General features: G+C 62.6%; 17 protein-coding genes. 11 read left to right on the forward strand and 6 right to left on the reverse strand.

All coding sequences use genetic code 11. The features are described 5' to 3' along the window. Window positions 1–158: 158 nt before the first annotated feature. A complete protein-coding gene (locus JO965_RS01180) occupies window positions 159–1787 on the forward strand; it encodes a hypothetical protein (protein ID WP_203441907.1) in 1629 nt (542 codons plus the stop codon). Between the two features lie 131 nt (window positions 1788–1918). Here the strand turns inward: JO965_RS01180 and acnA are convergent, their stop codons facing one another. Next, window positions 1919–4624 carry an aconitate hydratase AcnA gene (gene acnA, locus JO965_RS01185; RefSeq protein WP_203441908.1) on the reverse strand — a complete coding sequence of 902 codons (2706 nt, stop codon included), beginning with the start codon at window positions 4622–4624 and terminating at the stop codon, window positions 1919–1921. 220 nt (window positions 4625–4844) lie between these two features. On the opposite strand from acnA, the gene ccmA reads away from it, so the two are divergent. The 3 genes from ccmA to JO965_RS01200 all read left to right on the forward strand — a co-directional run bounded on the left by ccmA (window position 4845) and on the right by JO965_RS01200 (window position 7101). Further along, window positions 4845–5477 (forward strand): heme ABC exporter ATP-binding protein CcmA, encoded by a 633-nt coding sequence (gene ccmA / locus JO965_RS01190; protein WP_203441909.1) that lies wholly within the window; start codon window positions 4845–4847, stop codon window positions 5475–5477. Continuing rightward, window positions 5474–6142: a heme exporter protein CcmB gene (gene ccmB, locus JO965_RS01195; protein ID WP_203441910.1), complete on the forward strand. Its 669-nt coding sequence runs from the start codon at window positions 5474–5476 to the stop codon at window positions 6140–6142. The genes ccmA and ccmB overlap by 4 nt, the downstream gene beginning before the upstream one ends. Before the next feature lie 62 nt (window positions 6143–6204). Continuing rightward, complete coding sequence (locus JO965_RS01200) at window positions 6205–7101, forward strand: helix-turn-helix domain-containing GNAT family N-acetyltransferase (RefSeq protein ID WP_203441911.1); 897 nt, start codon at window positions 6205–6207, stop codon at window positions 7099–7101. Here JO965_RS01200 and JO965_RS01205 read toward each other — a convergent pair. Further along, window positions 7096–7773, reverse strand: coding sequence for a helix-turn-helix transcriptional regulator (locus JO965_RS01205; RefSeq protein WP_203441912.1), 678 nt, complete (start codon window positions 7771–7773; stop codon window positions 7096–7098). The genes JO965_RS01200 and JO965_RS01205 overlap by 6 nt on opposite strands. Window positions 7774–7851: 78 nt before the next feature. Here JO965_RS01205 and JO965_RS01210 point away from each other — a divergent pair, with 78 nt between their 5' ends. Both JO965_RS01210 and JO965_RS01215 read left to right on the forward strand, forming a co-directional pair. Further along, window positions 7852–8181, forward strand: coding sequence for an NIPSNAP family protein (locus tag JO965_RS01210; protein WP_203441913.1), 330 nt, complete (start codon window positions 7852–7854; stop codon window positions 8179–8181). Further along, window positions 8178–8543 (forward strand): antibiotic biosynthesis monooxygenase, encoded by a 366-nt coding sequence (locus JO965_RS01215; RefSeq protein ID WP_203441914.1) that lies wholly within the window; start codon window positions 8178–8180, stop codon window positions 8541–8543. Before JO965_RS01210 ends, JO965_RS01215 begins: the two co-directional genes overlap by 4 nt. On the opposite strand, the gene JO965_RS01220 is transcribed toward JO965_RS01215, so the two are convergent. Then, the gene (locus JO965_RS01220) at window positions 8527–9513 is read right to left on the reverse strand and encodes a M23 family metallopeptidase (RefSeq protein WP_203441915.1); all 987 of its coding nucleotides are present in this window, start codon (window positions 9511–9513) and stop codon (window positions 8527–8529) included. The two genes, JO965_RS01215 and JO965_RS01220, sit on opposite strands and share 17 nt — an antisense overlap. A gap of 434 nt (window positions 9514–9947) precedes the next feature. Here JO965_RS01220 and JO965_RS01225 point away from each other — a divergent pair, with 434 nt between their 5' ends. From JO965_RS01225 to JO965_RS01240, 4 genes are all read left to right on the forward strand, one after another. After that, window positions 9948–10688 carry a heme ABC transporter permease gene (locus tag JO965_RS01225; RefSeq protein ID WP_203441916.1) on the forward strand — a complete coding sequence of 247 codons (741 nt, stop codon included), beginning with the start codon at window positions 9948–9950 and terminating at the stop codon, window positions 10686–10688. Between the two features lie 3 nt (window positions 10689–10691). Beyond that, a complete protein-coding gene (gene ccmD, locus JO965_RS01230; protein ID WP_203441917.1) occupies window positions 10692–10847 on the forward strand; it encodes a heme exporter protein CcmD in 156 nt (51 codons plus the stop codon). Then, window positions 10840–11418: a DsbE family thiol:disulfide interchange protein gene (locus JO965_RS01235; RefSeq protein WP_203441918.1), complete on the forward strand. Its 579-nt coding sequence runs from the start codon at window positions 10840–10842 to the stop codon at window positions 11416–11418. The genes ccmD and JO965_RS01235 overlap by 8 nt, the downstream gene beginning before the upstream one ends. A gap of 204 nt (window positions 11419–11622) precedes the next feature. After that, window positions 11623–12021, forward strand: a complete 399-nt coding sequence (locus JO965_RS01240) for a hypothetical protein (protein WP_203441919.1) — start codon at window positions 11623–11625, stop codon at window positions 12019–12021. On the opposite strand, the gene JO965_RS01245 is transcribed toward JO965_RS01240, so the two are convergent. Next, window positions 12008–12490: a YaiI/YqxD family protein gene (locus tag JO965_RS01245; RefSeq protein ID WP_203441920.1), complete on the reverse strand. Its 483-nt coding sequence runs from the start codon at window positions 12488–12490 to the stop codon at window positions 12008–12010. The genes JO965_RS01240 and JO965_RS01245 overlap by 14 nt on opposite strands. 137 nt (window positions 12491–12627) lie before the next feature. Here JO965_RS01245 and JO965_RS01250 point away from each other — a divergent pair, with 137 nt between their 5' ends. Continuing rightward, window positions 12628–13971 (forward strand): adenylate/guanylate cyclase domain-containing protein, encoded by a 1344-nt coding sequence (locus JO965_RS01250; protein WP_203441921.1) that lies wholly within the window; start codon window positions 12628–12630, stop codon window positions 13969–13971. 123 nt (window positions 13972–14094) lie between these two features. Here JO965_RS01250 and JO965_RS01255 read toward each other — a convergent pair whose 3' ends face one another. Together JO965_RS01255 and ftsY are read right to left on the reverse strand one after the other, a co-directional pair. Then, window positions 14095–14691 (reverse strand): septation protein A, encoded by a 597-nt coding sequence (locus JO965_RS01255; RefSeq protein WP_203441922.1) that lies wholly within the window; start codon window positions 14689–14691, stop codon window positions 14095–14097. Continuing rightward, window positions 14688–16028, reverse strand: a complete 1341-nt coding sequence (ftsY, locus tag JO965_RS01260; RefSeq protein WP_203441923.1) for a signal recognition particle-docking protein FtsY — start codon at window positions 16026–16028, stop codon at window positions 14688–14690. Before ftsY ends, JO965_RS01255 begins: the two co-directional genes overlap by 4 nt. Window positions 16029–16117: the final 89 nt, after the last annotated feature.

Consider the following 16117-nt stretch of genomic DNA (forward strand, 5'->3'; position numbering starts at 1 on the left):
ACCCAAAACCGGCAGACGAAGCATGAAAAGATCTTCCGTTGATGCCGCTCCACTCATTTGGTGAATGAGTTCAGGACCTGGGAGATGCTTTGAATGCTAGTCTCGAATGCCATCAGGAAAATCACCGGTAAGTGCAGGCGCCGCACTCGTTGCATAGAATGACGAGCGAGGCATTTTTGTTAATCTCCAGCTACGACGCTCTTCCGCCGCATCGCCTGCACGGATTCTGTTTTCAGGACGAAGATCTCATTCTCGGCAATGCCGGCTATGAGAAGTATATCGCGTCGAGGAAGAGGTATATTCAGCCGGGCCAAGATGGAGCTTACATCGTCATCTGCACCCTCGATGGCGAGACGGTCGTGGGCACTGATTTCAGTGGTTACTGCAAACTCTTTCTGTATCAGCGTGGAGAACGATGGGCCCTGTCGAACTCTTTCATTGAGCTTGTACGCTTTGTTGCAGGTAAGGATCTGCCTGTCACAATCGACGAGGCTCACCTTTCCAGCTTTTTTATTGAAGGATCGTTTGGAGATCAGCTGACGTCCTTAAGAACCAGCGTCAAGGAAATCCGATTGGTGCCCTCGACCATGGAAGCCGTGATCGCTCGCACGTTCTTCGGGACCGCCGTAAAGTTGCGGATGACATCGGCTGTTTCTAATCGGACCGCGTATGAGGATCATAAAGGCGCATTCCGTAACTACATGGAGATTTGGATTGGGCGCATGGCGACATTGCTCCGATCGGACCTTCACATGCGTGCTGACCTGACCGGCGGTCGGGATTCTCGTGCGGTTTTGTCTCTGATGCTGGCTGCGGCCCGCAATATCGGAGATGGGGTCATCCGAAAGGTCAACTTCACGAGCAACAAAACTTCCAAGAGCGATTTCGCGATCGCGAGGGGCATCGCAGAGAAGTATCACCTGCGCTTCATGGATAAAGGTAAGGATCCACGCATGCCTGTTCGCCGAGGCACAGCAGAAGCATATGAACAGTGGAAGTCTCTGTGTCTCGGTGTTTATGGCCCGATCTATTTCCCCGTTACCCGTCCCGTTCCAACCGCGGTCCAGTTCGGTGGGGCTGGCGGTGAGGGCCACAGGCGGTTTTATCCCGATATGGCGCCGGGCAAGTTCATCAGAGCCCACCGCATATTCATTCCCTCATCGACCCATTTCAGGAAGCTAAAGCGGGATATCCTTGAGGATCTCTCGATGCTGTGCGGAGGTGCTGAAGCCTCCGTTGATCCTTTGATCGTTCATTATCGTCATTTCCGCGATCGTTGCCATGGAGGACGCGCACCGCAATATGGAAATCTTCTCTCGCCGTTGTCGGGCGCCGCTCTGAGGCAGGCTTCCTCCATGTATCCATCCGATCAGATCGACCGCAGTCAGGTGCTGGCGGATATTCTCATCAATGCCGATCGCGAACTGGCCGCAATGCCATACGATGACCCGGGGAAGTCGTTCGATGCGCGTCATTTTAGTGATGTGGTCGATGCTGGTGATGCAGTACTCTCAGCCCGGACGGATGGACATGTCTTCGCGGGAGAAGTCATACCGGAGGAGCCGGGAGATTTCACGAAGGAGGGAGCTCTTCACCTGCTCAGAGACGATTTTCTGAAACATTACGAACAGATGCGAGGAGCGGGCTTCTTTCCCAGATATTATCTGGATCGGGCAAAGACGACCATCGAGGAAGCGGTTCTCGCTGGACGCTTCCCCCATGCCCGGAGTGGCGGTTCCATTTCACACGTGGTTCTCGCAGGCGAGCTTTCGCGCCTGTCCCGGTAATCCAGATCCTCGTTCGGCCTCACAAAGCTTTAGATACACCAACAAAACAGGGCGTTCCATCGTTGGAGCGCCCTGCTTGTCTTTGACACCCGCTTCTCATCCGAAGAGCGGGTGCCTTGTTCTGTCGAGCCTTATGCCGCGAGCTGGCGCAGGACGTAGTGCAGGATGCCGCCGTTGCGGAAGTACTCGACTTCCTCAAGCGTATCGATGCGGCAATGGACCGGCACCTTGCGCACCGATCCGTCGGCGGAGGTGACTTCCATCTCCATGCGCTGGCGCGGCTTCAGATCGCCGGCGAGGCCCTTGATGGTGATGGTCTCGTCGCCCTTGAGACCCAGCGTTTCCCACGAGGTGCCCTGCTCGAACACGAAGGGGGCAACGCCCATGCCGACGAGGTTCGAGCGGTGGATGCGCTCGAAGCTCTCGGCGATCACGGCGCGCACGCCGAGCAGGTTCGTGCCCTTGGCCGCCCAGTCGCGCGACGAGCCGGTGCCGTATTCCTTGCCGGCGAGGATGACCAGCGGCACGCCTTCCTTCTGGTAGCGCATGGCGGCGTCATAGATGAACATCCGCTCGCCGGAGGGCTGGTGGATCGTGTAGCCGCCCTCGACCACGTGGCCGCTCTCGTCCTTCACCATCTGGTTCTTGATGCGGATATTGGCAAAGGTGCCGCGCATCATGACTTCGTGGTTGCCGCGACGGGTGCCGTACTGGTTGAAGTCGGCGACGCGCACCTGATGCGACTGCAGGTATTCACCGGCCGGGGAAGCGGCGCGGATGTTGCCTGCGGGCGAGATGTGGTCGGTGGTGATCGAGTCCTGGAACAGGCCGAGGATGCGCGCGTTCAGGATGTCCGTGACCGGCTTCGGCTCCTTGGTCATGCCCTCGAAGTAGGGCGGGTTCTGCACATAGGTCGAACCCATGTCCCATTCATAGGTGAGACCCGGCTCGAAGGTGACCTTCTTCCAGTTGGCATCGCCCGAGAACACGTCGGCGTAGCGGGTCTTGAACAGCTCGCTGGTGATCGTGCGGTCGATGAACTCCTGCACTTCCGCGGAGGAGGGCCAGATGTCCTTCAGGTACACCGGCTGTCCGTCCGAGCCCGTACCGAGCGGATCCTTGGTCAGGTCCACCAGCATGGAGCCGGCGAGCGCATAGGCGACCACCAGCGGAGGCGAGGCGAGGTAGTTCGCGCGCACGTCCGGGTTCACGCGGCCTTCGAAGTTGCGGTTGCCGGAGAGCACCGACACGGCCACGAGGTCATTGTCGTTGATCGCCTTCGAGATGTTTTCCGGCAGCGGGCCGGAATTGCCGATGCAGGTGGTGCAGCCGAAGCCGACGAGGTTGAAGCCGAGCGCATCGAGGTCGCCCTGGAGGCCGGCCTTCTTGAAGTATTCCTCTACGATCTGCGATCCGGGCGCGAGCGAGGTCTTCACCCACGGCTTGGAGGTCAGGCCTTTCTTCACCGCGTTGCGGGCGAGAAGTCCTGCGCCGATCATCACGCTCGGGTTCGAGGTGTTGGTGCAGGAGGTGATGGCCGCGATCACCACGTCGCCGTGGCCGAGATCGTAATTAGCGCTGTCCACCTTCACGCGCTTGCCAATCTCGCCGGCCTTGCGGAACTCCTTCTCCATGGCGCCAAGGAACTCGGTCTTGGAGTTATCGAGCGTCACGCGATCCTGCGGGCGCTTCGGGCCGGCAAGCGAGGGAACCACGTCGCCGAGGTCGAGCTCAAGGGTGTCGGTGAAGACCGGATCCGGTGTCTCGGCCGTGCGCCACATGCCCTGTGCCTTGGCATAGGCCTCGACAAGGGCGATGCGCTCGTCGGTACGGCTGGTGGTGCGCAGGTAAGCGATGGTCTTGTCGTCGATCGGGAAGAAGCCGCAGGTCGCGCCGTACTCGGGAGCCATGTTGCCGATGGTGGCACGGTCGGCGACCGACATGTCGTTGAGGCCGGGGCCGTAGAATTCCACGAACTTGCCGACCACGCCCTTCTTGCGCAGCATCTGGGTGACGGTGAGCACCAGGTCGGTAGCGGTCACGCCTTCCTTCAGCTTGCCGGTGAGTCTAAAGCCGATCACCTCGGGGATGAGCATGGAGACCGGCTGGCCGAGCATGGCGGCCTCGGCCTCGATGCCACCCACACCCCAGCCGAGAACGGCAAGGCCGTTGACCATCGTGGTGTGCGAATCGGTGCCGACCAGGGTGTCCGGATAGGCCACTTCCTCACCGGAGACCGGGTCCTTGCGGGTCCAGACGGCCTGAGAGAGGAATTCCAGATTCACCTGATGGCAGATGCCGGTGCCCGGAGGAACGACGGAAAAGTTCTCGAAAGCGGTCTGGCCCCACTTGAGGAAGCGGTAGCGCTCGCCGTTGCGCTGATATTCCAGCTCCACGTTGCGGTCGAAGGCCTTCGGGGTGCCGAATTCGTCCACGATCACCGAATGGTCGATGACGAGATCGACGGGCACGAGCGGGTTGATCTTGCGCGGGTCGCCGCCGAGATTCTTCATGGCATCGCGCATGGCGGCGAGGTCCACCACCGCCGGAACGCCGGTGAAGTCCTGCATCAGGACGCGGGCGGGGCGGTAGGCGATTTCCTTCTCGTCCTTGCCCTTGTTGTCGAGCCAGGCGGCCACGGCCTCGATATCGGTCTTGGTGACCGTGCGGCCGTCCTCGTAGCGCAGAAGGTTCTCGAGCAATACCTTCATGGAGAAGGGCAGCTTCGAGGCGCCTTTCAGGCCGTTCTTCTCGGCCTCCACGAGGGAGTAATAGGTATAGGTCTTGTCGCCGACCTTGAGGGTCTGGCGGGCATTGAAGCTGTTGTTGAGCGTCACGGCGAATCCTCGCGTGCATTTGGGTTACGAACATGTGTTCGGCCGAAAGCGCGATAAGCGCGCGCCGCTCCGGGGGCGCCCGGACAGGGAAGGAAGCGCGCGAGGCGGATTGGACGCCTTGGCGCGCGGCGCAGCCAGGGGTGCTATAGATCATTTCGAGCCGTCCCGCTACACGGTTTAGAACCATTCTGGGGTGCAATCAGGGCAGGGGTCTTGGGGTTTGCGTCTGAGCGTTAACAATTTGGCCTGCGAGAGGGGGGAGCGCCGTATTTTCAAAGGCGTTTCGTTTACCTTGTCTCCAGGCGAGGCTCTGGTGATCACCGGCCGCAACGGCGCCGGCAAGTCCTCGCTCCTCGAGATCCTCGCGGGCCGGCTGCATCCCGCAGCCGGCGTGATTCTTCTGGAGGAGGCAGGCGAGCGGACCCTGCCCGAATGCCTGCATTATGTGGGTCATCGCGATGCCCTGAAGGCGGCGCTCACGGCCGAGGAGAATCTGACCTTCGCCCGCGATTTCCTCGGCAACCCGGCCTTGAAGCCGCGCGAGGCTCTGGACGCGGTGGGGCTCGCCCATGCAGCCCGGCTGCCGGTGGCCTATCTCTCGGCCGGGCAACGTCGACGGGTTGCGCTCGCCCGGCTGCTGGTGGCGAAACGGCCGCTCTGGCTTCTCGACGAGCCGACCTCGGCTCTTGACACCGCGTCCCAGGAAACCTTGCGTCTCCTCCTGGAAAGCCATCGGGACAATGGCGGCATGATCGCGGCCACGACCCATTCGCCGCTGTTTCTGAACGATGCCAAGGAGATCAGGATCGAGCGGACCCCATCTCCCTCGGCATTCGCGGGAGAAGGCACATGATTCGCTCCTTCCGCGCTCTCCTGGTCCGCGACCTGAAACTCGCCGCGCGTGTCGGCGGCTCCGGCGTCATGGGCCTCATCTTCTTCCTGATGATCGTGACGCTGATTCCCTTCGCGCTCGGGCCCGATCTCAACCTGCTCTCGCGTATCGGCCCGGCGATCCTCTGGATCGCGGCCCTGCTCGCGACGCTCATCGGTCTCGACCGGCTGTTCCAGGCCGACCAGGAGGATGGGTCGCTCGATCTCCTAAGACTCTCGCACGCGCCTTTGGAAATCGTCGTGCTCGCGAAGGTATTCGCCTACTGGCTCGTCACGGGCCTGCCGCTCGCCATCGCGGCTCCGTTTCTCGGCCTCCTCGTTGCTCTGACACCCGAGGGCATGCTTGCCATGGTGGCGACGCTGCTGGTCGGCACGCCCGCGCTCACCTTCATCGGCGCGGTGGGGGCGGCGTTGACGTCGTCGTTGCGACGCGGCGGGCTGATCCTGGCGATCCTGGTCCTGCCCTTCATGATCCCGACCCTGATCTTCGGGGTTTCCGCCGCCAATGCAGCTCTGGGCGGGACGATTCCGTTCGCGACACCCTTCCTGATCCTGATCGCCCTGTCGCTGATCGCGGCGGTGGTCGGTACGGTCGGCGCGGCCGCGGCCCTGAGGTCGGGGGAGTAGGGGCTCTTCCATCGAATCGCACCAGCCTTGCCCGAGGCCACATATCTGACTAAAGTCAGAGAATGGATCCGCGCCAGATCGAGCAGGTTCGCCGCTTCAACCGCATCGTCACGCAACATGTAGGCGCGCTGGAAGACAGCTATCTCCAGCGGGGTCGCCCGCTTGGACAGGCACGGCTTCTCCACGAGATCGGTCCGGATGGGATCGAGGTGCGGATCCTGCGCGACAGGCTCAAGCTCGATTCGGGCTATGTCAGCCGTCTGCTTCGCTCGCTCGAAAACCAGGGCCTTGTGAAGACTCAGCATCGGATGGGCGATGGCCGGGTCCGCCATGTTGTCCTGACGTCAAAAGGGTGCGCCGAGCGAGTAACCTACGATGCACTGTCCGATGAACTCGCTGCGTCCTTTCTGATGCCCCTTGATCCGGCGCAGCGCGAGCGCCTCATCAACGCCATGGCAGACGTCGTGCGCCTATTGCGGATCGGCGAGGTGGAGTTGCGCCTTGAGGCGCCCGACAGCGCGGCCGCGCGCTCGTGCCTGGAGCAGTATTTCAGGGAGCTTGCCGAGCGGTTCGACGTCGGCTTCGACCCTGCCAAAAGCAATTCGGCGAGCGCCGAGGAAATGACGCCCCCGGCGGGATTTTTCATCGTCGCCTGGCTCGACGGCCAGCCCGTTGGCTGTGGAGCGCTCAAAGTCGCAGACGGCATTACGGGCGAGATCAAGCGGATGTGGACGTCGCCTTCCGCCCGCGGCCTCGGGATCGCGCGAAGGGTGCTGCGGTCGCTTGAGGAAAAGGCACGCGAGGTCGGTCTCGCGAGGCTGTATCTGGAAACCAACCGCGCTCTGACGGAGGCTCAGGTGTTGTATCGTCGGGAGGGCTACGAGGAGGTCGCGCCCTTCAACAGCGAGCCCTATGCGCATCACTGGTTCGAGAAGTGGCTGTCATCGAAATCTCTATGACCGACCGAAGGCCGTCTCGAATTCCTCCACGCCCTCGCAGGTGAAAGTCAGCACGCGGCCGGCATCGCGTCGGACCCATTGTTTCTCGATCAACCGGTTGAGAATCGCGGCGCCGAGTGCGCCGCCGAGATGGCTGTGACGCTCGCTCCAGTCGAGACAGGCGCGGCAGACCGGGCGGCGGCCCTTTTCCAGCTTCGCGAGATCGATGCCGAAATCGGCGAAGAAGGTGCGCCCCTTCGTCGTGAGGGCGAGGTCCTGCCCGCCCTCGATGAGGCCCTGCCGCTGTGCGCCTTTCAGCATCGCAACGCCGCGTTCGCCGGCGAGATGGTCGTAGCAGACGCGGGCGGATCGGAGTGCCGCATCCTTCGGGCCGGTTCGGACACGGGTGGCACCGGTGCGCTGAGCAAGGCCCATCAGGGCCTCCAGCACCTGTGCCACATCCGGTCCCGAGAGCCGGAAATAGCGGTGGCGCCCCTGTTTTTCGGCGGTGAGCAGATTGGCGGCATCGAGCTTGGCGAGATGCCCGCTGGCGGTCTGGAGCGTGACGCCTGCAGCCTGCGCAAGCTCGCTTACAGTCAGCGCCCGCCCATCCATGAGGGCGGTGAGGATATTGGCGCGGGCCGGATCGCCGAGGAGCGCGGCCACGGACGCGATGATGGGACCTTCTTTCATACTTCGATCATAACCGAACCATCGACGTCGGACAATCGGTTAGAAACGAGCGTGGTTCAGCCAAAAGGATGTTTTGAGATGATCACCTGCTTCATCCGCTACGAGATCGACCCGTTCAAGGTGGAGGCTTTCAACGAATATGCCCGCAACTGGGGCCAGGCCATTCCCCGCTGCGGCGCGGATCTCATCGGCTATTACGCGCCGCATGAGGGCTCGGCCACGACGGCCTACGGCCTCTACAACATCAGGAGCCTGGACGAATACGAGGCCTATCGCGAGCGCCTGCGCAACGATTCCGGTGGGCGCGCCAATTACGAATTCGCTAAAAGGGAACAGTTCATCCGCCGGGAAGACCGGGTCTTTCTCCGGCTCGCCTCGGCCCCCCATGCGGAGCTTATCAAACCATGATTGCGGTGATCTTCGAAGTCTGGCCGGCCGGGGACGACGGACGGCACCATTATCTCGATCTCGCCGCCGCCCTGCGCGCCGATCTGATGGAGATGGACGGCTTCATCTCCGTCGAGCGCTTTCAGAGCCTGACTGAGTCCGGAAAACTGCTGTCGCTGTCGTTCTGGCGCGACGAGGAGGCGGTGCGGGCCTGGCGAAACCTGCCGTCCCATCGTGCCACGCAAGGGGAGGGCCGCGCCGGTGTTTTCAGCAATTACCGCCTGCGGGTCGCGAGCGTGATTCGCGATTATGGCCTGAACGAGCGCGAGGAGGTGCCTGCGGACAGCCGCGCGGCGCACGACGGCATCACGGCCGCAGGCTGATTCCGAAAGCCTGCTCGATGGCGGCTTTTCCGTCGCGCTCAACCCGATAGATCGCCCGATAAAGGCCGGGGCGGAAGCCGCCCTGCGGTTGTTTCACGCCGGCAAAAGCCATCCATTGCGCCTTGTCGCGGTCAAGCGGCGGGGCCTTGTTCTGGGCGAGCGGCTTGCCGTCGGGATCGAACAGGGTGAGCGTCTGCACGTCGCCGCCTTTGAGCCCGATGGCGCGGATATAGGCCACGAGGGCGGGGGACTTGGTCGTGGGCTTGTCCTGCTCGACGGCTCCCGATTCGATGGCCTCCATCGTCACGGGACCGGGGGCGAAACCTTTGTTGAGGACAGAGCCGCCCTGATAGGCGAGCGCCCGCTGGAGCGAGGCTTCCCAGAGAGATTTGCCGCCGCCGCAGGATTTTTCCGGCGCGCCATAGGCGAAGGGATCGACCGGCGTGCCGTCCTTGATCACTGTGAAATGCAGATGCGGAAACTCGGTCAGCCCGGACAAACCGATCTGCCCGATCTTCTCGCCCGCTTTCACCTCGCGGCCGGAGCGCACCGTGAGGCTGCCCTTCGCCATGTGGCAATAGGCGGTACGCCAGCCATTGCCGTGATCGATCACCACGGCATTGCCGCAGCCGATCTGGCTGATCCGCTCGCGATCCTCCGCCTTCACGAATGTGTCGGGAACGCCCTCGCGGGTGCTGGCGACCTTTCCATCTGCTGCGGCAACCACGTCGATCCCGGTCTTCTGTGCCAGCATGTTCGGCAGGCGGATGTCGGTGCCATCATGCCCGTCTTCCCCAACGGCGCCGCATTGATAATCGCGCATGGCAGGCGAGGGGTCGTGATCGACGTATTTCTGGATGAAGCAGGTGCGGCCGATCTCGCAGACGACCGGCAGGCGCAAGGTGATGTCCTGCGCTGCTGCGGGAAGAGCGAGGGTGAGGCCGATGAGGCTCAAGAGTCCAAGGCGCATGATCGCTCCGCAACAATGATGCGGAATTATAGGCCGTTTCGCGTGGCGGATGAAGGGCACGAAATTGGGCTTCGCTGTCATTCCCGGTCGGAGCGCAGCGGAGGGGAAGGGAATCCATGGGCTTCGAGCACATGAGTGGATCCCCTTCCCGGCCTGCGGCCGCCCGGGATGACACCCATTCCGTCATGGCCGGGCTCGTCCCGGCCATCCCGATCAGGAAAGCAGCGAGCTTCCATAAAGCGGGATCACCGACACAAGGTCGGTGATGACGAGGGTGAGGACCAGGGAGACGTTAAAGCCAAGGTCCTACGCACATTTCCGGAATGCCCGAACGGCTCCAAAGTTCTTAAAAGCCCGCAAATGGCGAAATCGTTATTCGGCTTGCGGCGATGTCTCCGTTGCAGGCACTCTTTAAGACCGCTACATCGAGCCCCATGATCCGAGAGCTTGCCAATCCGACCCGCTTCATGAGCCTCAGCGGCACTTTTCTGCCGTGGCTGGGCGGTCTGGCGGCACTGCTGATGGCCGTCGGGCTTTACATGGTCTGGTTTACGGCGCCGGCCGATTACCAGCAGGGCGAGACGGTCAAGATCATGTACCTCCATGTCCCAGCGGCCTGGCTGTCCCTGTTCTTCTACATGATCATGGCTTCGTCGGCGCTAGGCACCCTGGTCTGGCGCCATCCGCTCGCGGACGTATCGCAAAAGGCGGCCGCGCCCATTGGGGCCACCTTCACGCTGATCTGCCTCGTCACCGGCTCGCTCTGGGGCAAGCCCATGTGGGGCACCTATTGGCAATGGGATGCGCGCCTCACCTCCATGCTGGTGATGCTGCTGATCTATCTCGGCATTCTCGCCCTCTGGCGCGCCATCGAGGAGCCGAATCGAGCCGCGCGTGCCGTCTCGATTCTCACCCTCGTCGGCGCCGTGAATGTGCCGATCGTGAAGTTCTCAGTCGATTGGTGGAACACCCTGCACCAGCCGGCCGCCGTGTTCCGCCTCGATGGGCCGACGATCCATTCCTCCATGCTCATCCCGCTCCTGATCATGGCGGTGGCCTTCACCCTGACTGGCCTCGCACTGCATCTGTCGGGCATGCGCACCGAGATCCTGCGCCGCCGGGTGCGCACGCTCACCATCCTCGAGGCGGAGCGCCTCGACGCACAGGCGGCCTGATCCATGTCGCACACGTTCTTCATCGCGTTTTCCTACATCCTGACCGCGCTGGTCGTGATCGGATTGATCCTGCGCGCCGTGATCGATCATCGCATTCAGGTCCGTGCGCTGGCCGATCTCGAAGCGCGCGGCATCGGCCGGAGGTCCCGCCGTGGCTGAAGTTGTTGAGCGCCCCCGCACCCGCCTCATCTTCCTGCTGCCGGCCCTCGTCTTCATCGCCCTGGTGGTGCTCTTCGGCGTACAGCTGATTTCAGGCCGAAACCCGGCCGAGGTGCCTTCGGTCCTCATCAACAAGCCTGTCCCGGCTTTCAATCTCGCGCCGCTCGAGGGTCTTCTGGCTAACGGCCAACCGGTGCCCGGCTTCTCCAACGAGGACCTTAAGGGCCGTGTGACGGTGGTGAATGTCTGGGCCTCCTGGTGCGCCCCCTGCCGTCAGGAGCATCCGCTGCTGGTCGATCTCGCCAGGGATCCGTCGATCCGCGTCGTCGGCATCAACCAGAAGGACAACCCGGATAACGCCCGCCGCTTCCTCGGCACGCTTGGCAATCCTTATGCCGCCGTCGGCGTCGATCCCAACGGCCGCGCCTCCATCGACTGGGGCGTCTACGGCGTGCCCGAAACCTTCATCGTCGGCCCCGACGGCACCATCCGCCACAAGCATATCGGCCCGCTGACGCCGGAGAATTTTTCCGGGTTCAAGGAAAAGTTGCGGACAGTCGCAAAAATGTAATAAAGTTTCTCATCCTGACGAGATTGGGAGGAGAACCTGGATAAGCCGATAGGACCTCAAGCTATAGGGCAACCTGAGAAGCGCTACTCGTTCTCCAAACCCAAAGTGTTGGGATTTTCCGCGCTCTTTATTGCGCTAGCTTTGCTCCTTTTGTGGATTGCATATGACCTATCCGATCCGGATTGGCGTCCCAGAGGCAACCGAATGCGCAATAGTTTGGTCGGCGATATCCTGCTTACGTTGCCGTGGTGGGTACGTGGGGCGCTATTTGGGGCGCTATCTATCGTTGTTGCCTTGTCGTCGAGCTGCCTACTATTTCATGCTTTTGATAGGAGACCAGATTTTATCGTCGGACCAGAAGGTATCAGGCGGAACTTTATTTTCCGGGTTGGAACGTTATCGTGGGCCGAGATTCAATCGGTTAATGTGCAAGAGAACACGATTAAAGTAATCGGACCGCCGAACTTGAAGATGTATGGACAGAATGCTGTGATCGAATTTGATCGAGGGCTCTTTGCTGCTGCGGCGAGGGTCGAGGTATTGAACCTCATTCGTCATTACCGCCCTGATCTCCCTATCAACGAGCGGACTAGCCAACTTTAAACCCCGCACGCTTGAGCCGGTTGATTGCCACATCCAGCGCCGACAGAAACGCCGAGCGGTCCTTTTGCGAAAACGCCTTCGGCCCGCCTGAGACCTCGCCCATGGCGCGCAGGTCCTCCATCAGGTTGCGGGTGGCGAGCGCCATGCCGACGGAGGCTTCTGTGAAGGGCTTTCCGGTGGGGCCGATCACCTCGGCGCCGGCCTTCACGCAGCGGCTCGCGAGCGGAATGTCGGCGGTGATCACGATGGCGCCTTGCCGGGCGCGCTCGGCGATCCAGTCGTCGGCCGCGTCGAAGCCCGCGCTCACGACGACCCGCTCGATCAGCGGATCCTGCGGCACCTGCAGGAAGGAATTCGAGACCACGAAGACCTTGATCCGATGGCGCTCGGCGACGCGATAGACCTCCGGCTTTACCGGGCAGGCATCCGCATCGATATAGAGGGTGATCGCCTGGAAGACCTCGCTCATGGGCCATATATTCCTGTGAGATGCGGGGATGATGCCGGGGCCTGACCGGCTGGCCGTGACGGCGTAACCAATCGGTAATCGGCGTTGCGGCACGTGTTGGCCGGACCATATAAATCCTTGGAAGCAGAAAGAAACCCGTGACTCCGCGATACCGCATCCGCGCCGCTCTGGGCCTGATCGACAGCCTGCGTACGACGCCTGTCTTGAGCGATGCCACGCACCGGCTGATCCGTGAGGCGGATATGGGCGCCCTGCAGCGGGCAGGGCTCGCGCGCATGGTCACGGCCGGGCTGCTGCTGCTGGCCGTCCTCATCACCACAGCGAGCGTCGAATTCACCAACCCGATGGCGCTCAAGCAGATCTGGGCCGCAGAATTGACCCTGGTGTTGTTCGGAGCCCTCGGGTGGGTTGGAGCCTGGCTTGCCTCGAAACGGATCGCCATCGCAAAGCTGCCGGTCGTCACCGCCATTCTCGACGCCTGCCTCATTCTCGGCAATCTTGGCTACACGCATTGGGGGCTAGGCGTTCCCGGCAGCCTTTTTTCGGTTTTTCCGGTCGCCTGGGTGGTGCCGATCACCATGGCGGCGGCGGCAATCCATTATCAGCCCCGGCTTCAGGCCTTCGTTGCCGCCATCTATGTGATTGGTCTCTCCCTCCTGGCCTTCGGCGGCGGTTTCGTAAGTCCCGCGGAGCGCCAGCAGGAGCTGGTCGGGATGGGGGGACTGTTCTCGATGCAGGCCAATCTGGTGCGCATCGTCATGGTTTTCGCCGCGGGCCTGATTCTGATCCTCGTGGCGCGGCAGGGGCGCCTCATGCTGGAACGGGCCGTGCGGGAGACAACCTTGCGCGTGACGCTCACGCGCTATCTGCCGCGCGAACTCGCCCCTATCCTGACCGACCAGGCTTTCGCGTCCTTACGTCAGGGGCGGCGCATTCCGGTGACATTGCTCTTTGTCGACATCCGGGCCTCGACCACCTTCGGCGAGACCATGGAGCCGGCGCAGCTTGCCGTCTTCATCACCTCGTTCCGCCGCCGGGTCTTGCGAGCGGCAAGCCGGCACGGCGGCGTCATCGACAAGTTCACCGGCGACGGGGCTCTCATCCTTTTCGGCGTGCCGGGAGCGCAGGAGGGGGACGCGGAGCGCGCGCTCGCCTGCGGCCGCACGCTGCTGAACCTGATCGAGCGCTGGAACACCAAGCGCGGCTTCAGCCCGCCGGTGCGCCTCGGCATCGGCATCCATACGGGTGACGTGTTCTGCGGCGTGGTGGGCGACGAGAGCCGGCTCGAATTCACCGTCGTCGGCGAGACCGTCAACATCGCCTCGCGCATCGAGCAGGCGACGAAGGCGGCCGGCTGCGAATTGCTGGCCTCGCAGGAAACCGTCGCGGCGGCGGGGGAAGAGGCGCTCTGGATGGAGGTCGAGTGTGAGCCGCTTCCAGGCGTGACGCGCAAGATGGTGCTGATGAAGCCGGTGGGGTGAGGGGGCATCGTTTCCCGTCATGGCCGGACTTGTTCCGGCCATCCACGTCTCAAGAAACACGGCGGATTAAGACATGGATCCCCGGGACAAGCCCGGGGATGACGAGGTGTTTGGGTAAAAGGCTTAAACCTCTTCTGCCTTTTTCACCTCATGCCGCAACAGCAGCGGTGTCTGCGCCAGCGCGAAGGCGATGGTGAGCGGCATGATGCCGAAAACCTTGAAGCTGACCCAGAAATCGGTGGTCTGCGTGCGCCACACGATCTCGTTCAACACAGCGAGCGCGAAGAAGAACAGGGCCCAGCGCAAGGTGAGCTTGCGCCAGCCTTCCTCATCGAGCGCAAACACGCTGTCGAGCACGATCTGCAGCAGGGGTTTGCGGAAATAAAGGCCTCCGAGCAGCACCAGCCCGAACATCGTGTTCACGATGGTGGGCTTGAGCTTGATGAAGGTCTCGTCCTGCAGGAACAGCGTGAGTCCGCCAAACACCACCACCACGATACCCGACACCATCGGCATGATCGGCAGCTTGCGGATCAAGGCGTAGCTGATGCCGAGCGCGACGACGGTCGCCACGATGAAGATGCCCGTGGCGGCGAAGATGCGCTGGCCTTCCGGAAATCCGAACCGGTCGCCATAGGCATTGCCGATGAAGAACAGGGCGAGCGGGCCCAGTTCGAGGACGAGCTTGAGCAGGGGAGGGAGGCGCTTTTCGTCGGTCATGAGGTTGCTTCTAACCCGGCAATGGCTTTTGCGAAATCCCGTGCGGTGAAAGGTTCCAGGTCCTCCACGCCCTCGCCGACCCCGATGAAATGCACTGGCAAGCCGAACTTGGCAGCAAGTGCCACCAAGATGCCACCCCGCGCCGTGCCGTCGAGCTTGGTCATCACGAGGCCCGTGACGCCCGCGGCCTTCTGGAACAGCTCGACCTGGCTGATGGCGTTCTGGCCCACCGTCGCGTCGAGCACGAGAAGCGTCGCGTGCGGCGCTGTATCGTCGAACTTCTTCACCACGCGCACGATCTTTTCGAGCTCGGCCATGAGCCCGGCCTTGTTCTGCAGTCGGCCGGCCGTGTCGATCAGGAGCACGTCGGTGCCGTTGGCCTTCGCCTCCTGGAGGGCGTCATACGCCAAGCCTGCCGCATCGGCGCCCTGCTCGCGGGCGAGAACCGATGCGCCGACACGCTCGCCCCACACCTTCAGCTGCTCGATGGCAGCGGCGCGGAAGGTATCGCCGGCGGCGAGCATGACCTTCAGACCCTGCTGGCGGAATTTTTGGCTGAGCTTGCCGATGGTTGTCGTTTTGCCCGCGCCGTTCACGCCGACCATGAGGATCACGAAGGGTTTTTTCGCGCGGTCGATGGTGAGGGCCTGGGCGACGGGCTGGAGCGCCTTCTCCACCTCGCCGGCGAGGATGGCCTTTACCTCCTGTGGCGAGATCTCCTTGTTGTAGCGGCCCGACGCAATCGCCTCCGTGATCCGCATGGCGGTCGGCACGCCGAGATCGGCCTGGACCAGGGCATCCTCGAGTTCTTCGAGCGTGGCATCGTCGAGCTTGCGCTTGGTGAAGAGGCCGGTGACGCTCTCCGACAGGGAGGACGAGGTGCGGCGCATGCCCTCCGTCAGGCGCTGCCACCAGCCGCGAGAAGCGGCAGGCTTGGTCTCGGGGACAGAAGCAGGGACGACCTCGGCGGGCGCAGGTTCAAGGACCGGCAGATCCGCGGCTGCAATGCCCGCGCTTAGCACGGGACCTGCCTCGGTCACGATCTGCGGCAGCGGCTCCTGCGGGCTGGTGCCCTCCGGGTCAAAATCTTCCACGGGCTGGAGATCGGCGCCCGCCAGCTCCGGTGGCATCTTGTCCTCCTCCGACGTGTCGGGCGAGGCGGTGGTCACGGTCGAAGGAATGGCGATGAGATCGTCCGCGGCTTGTGCAGGCGGAGACGGCATCGCCTCCGGCGTACCTCCGGCCTGCGGCGTCTCCAGCGCCGGTTCGGGTGCGGTGGGAGCTTCAGCCTTGCGCCCGAACAGACGGGACAGAATTCCGGGCTTGTTCTCGGCCATGGGTCTCGCTGTGCCTTTCAAAGAATCTCGTGCTTGCTTTAACGCGCGTGGCCTCCATAGCGCATCGTGCGGAAAAGTGGATCCGGTTT

This window comes from Microvirga sp. VF16 (assembly GCF_016864375.1).
GTDB lineage: Bacteria > Pseudomonadota > Alphaproteobacteria > Rhizobiales > Beijerinckiaceae > Microvirga.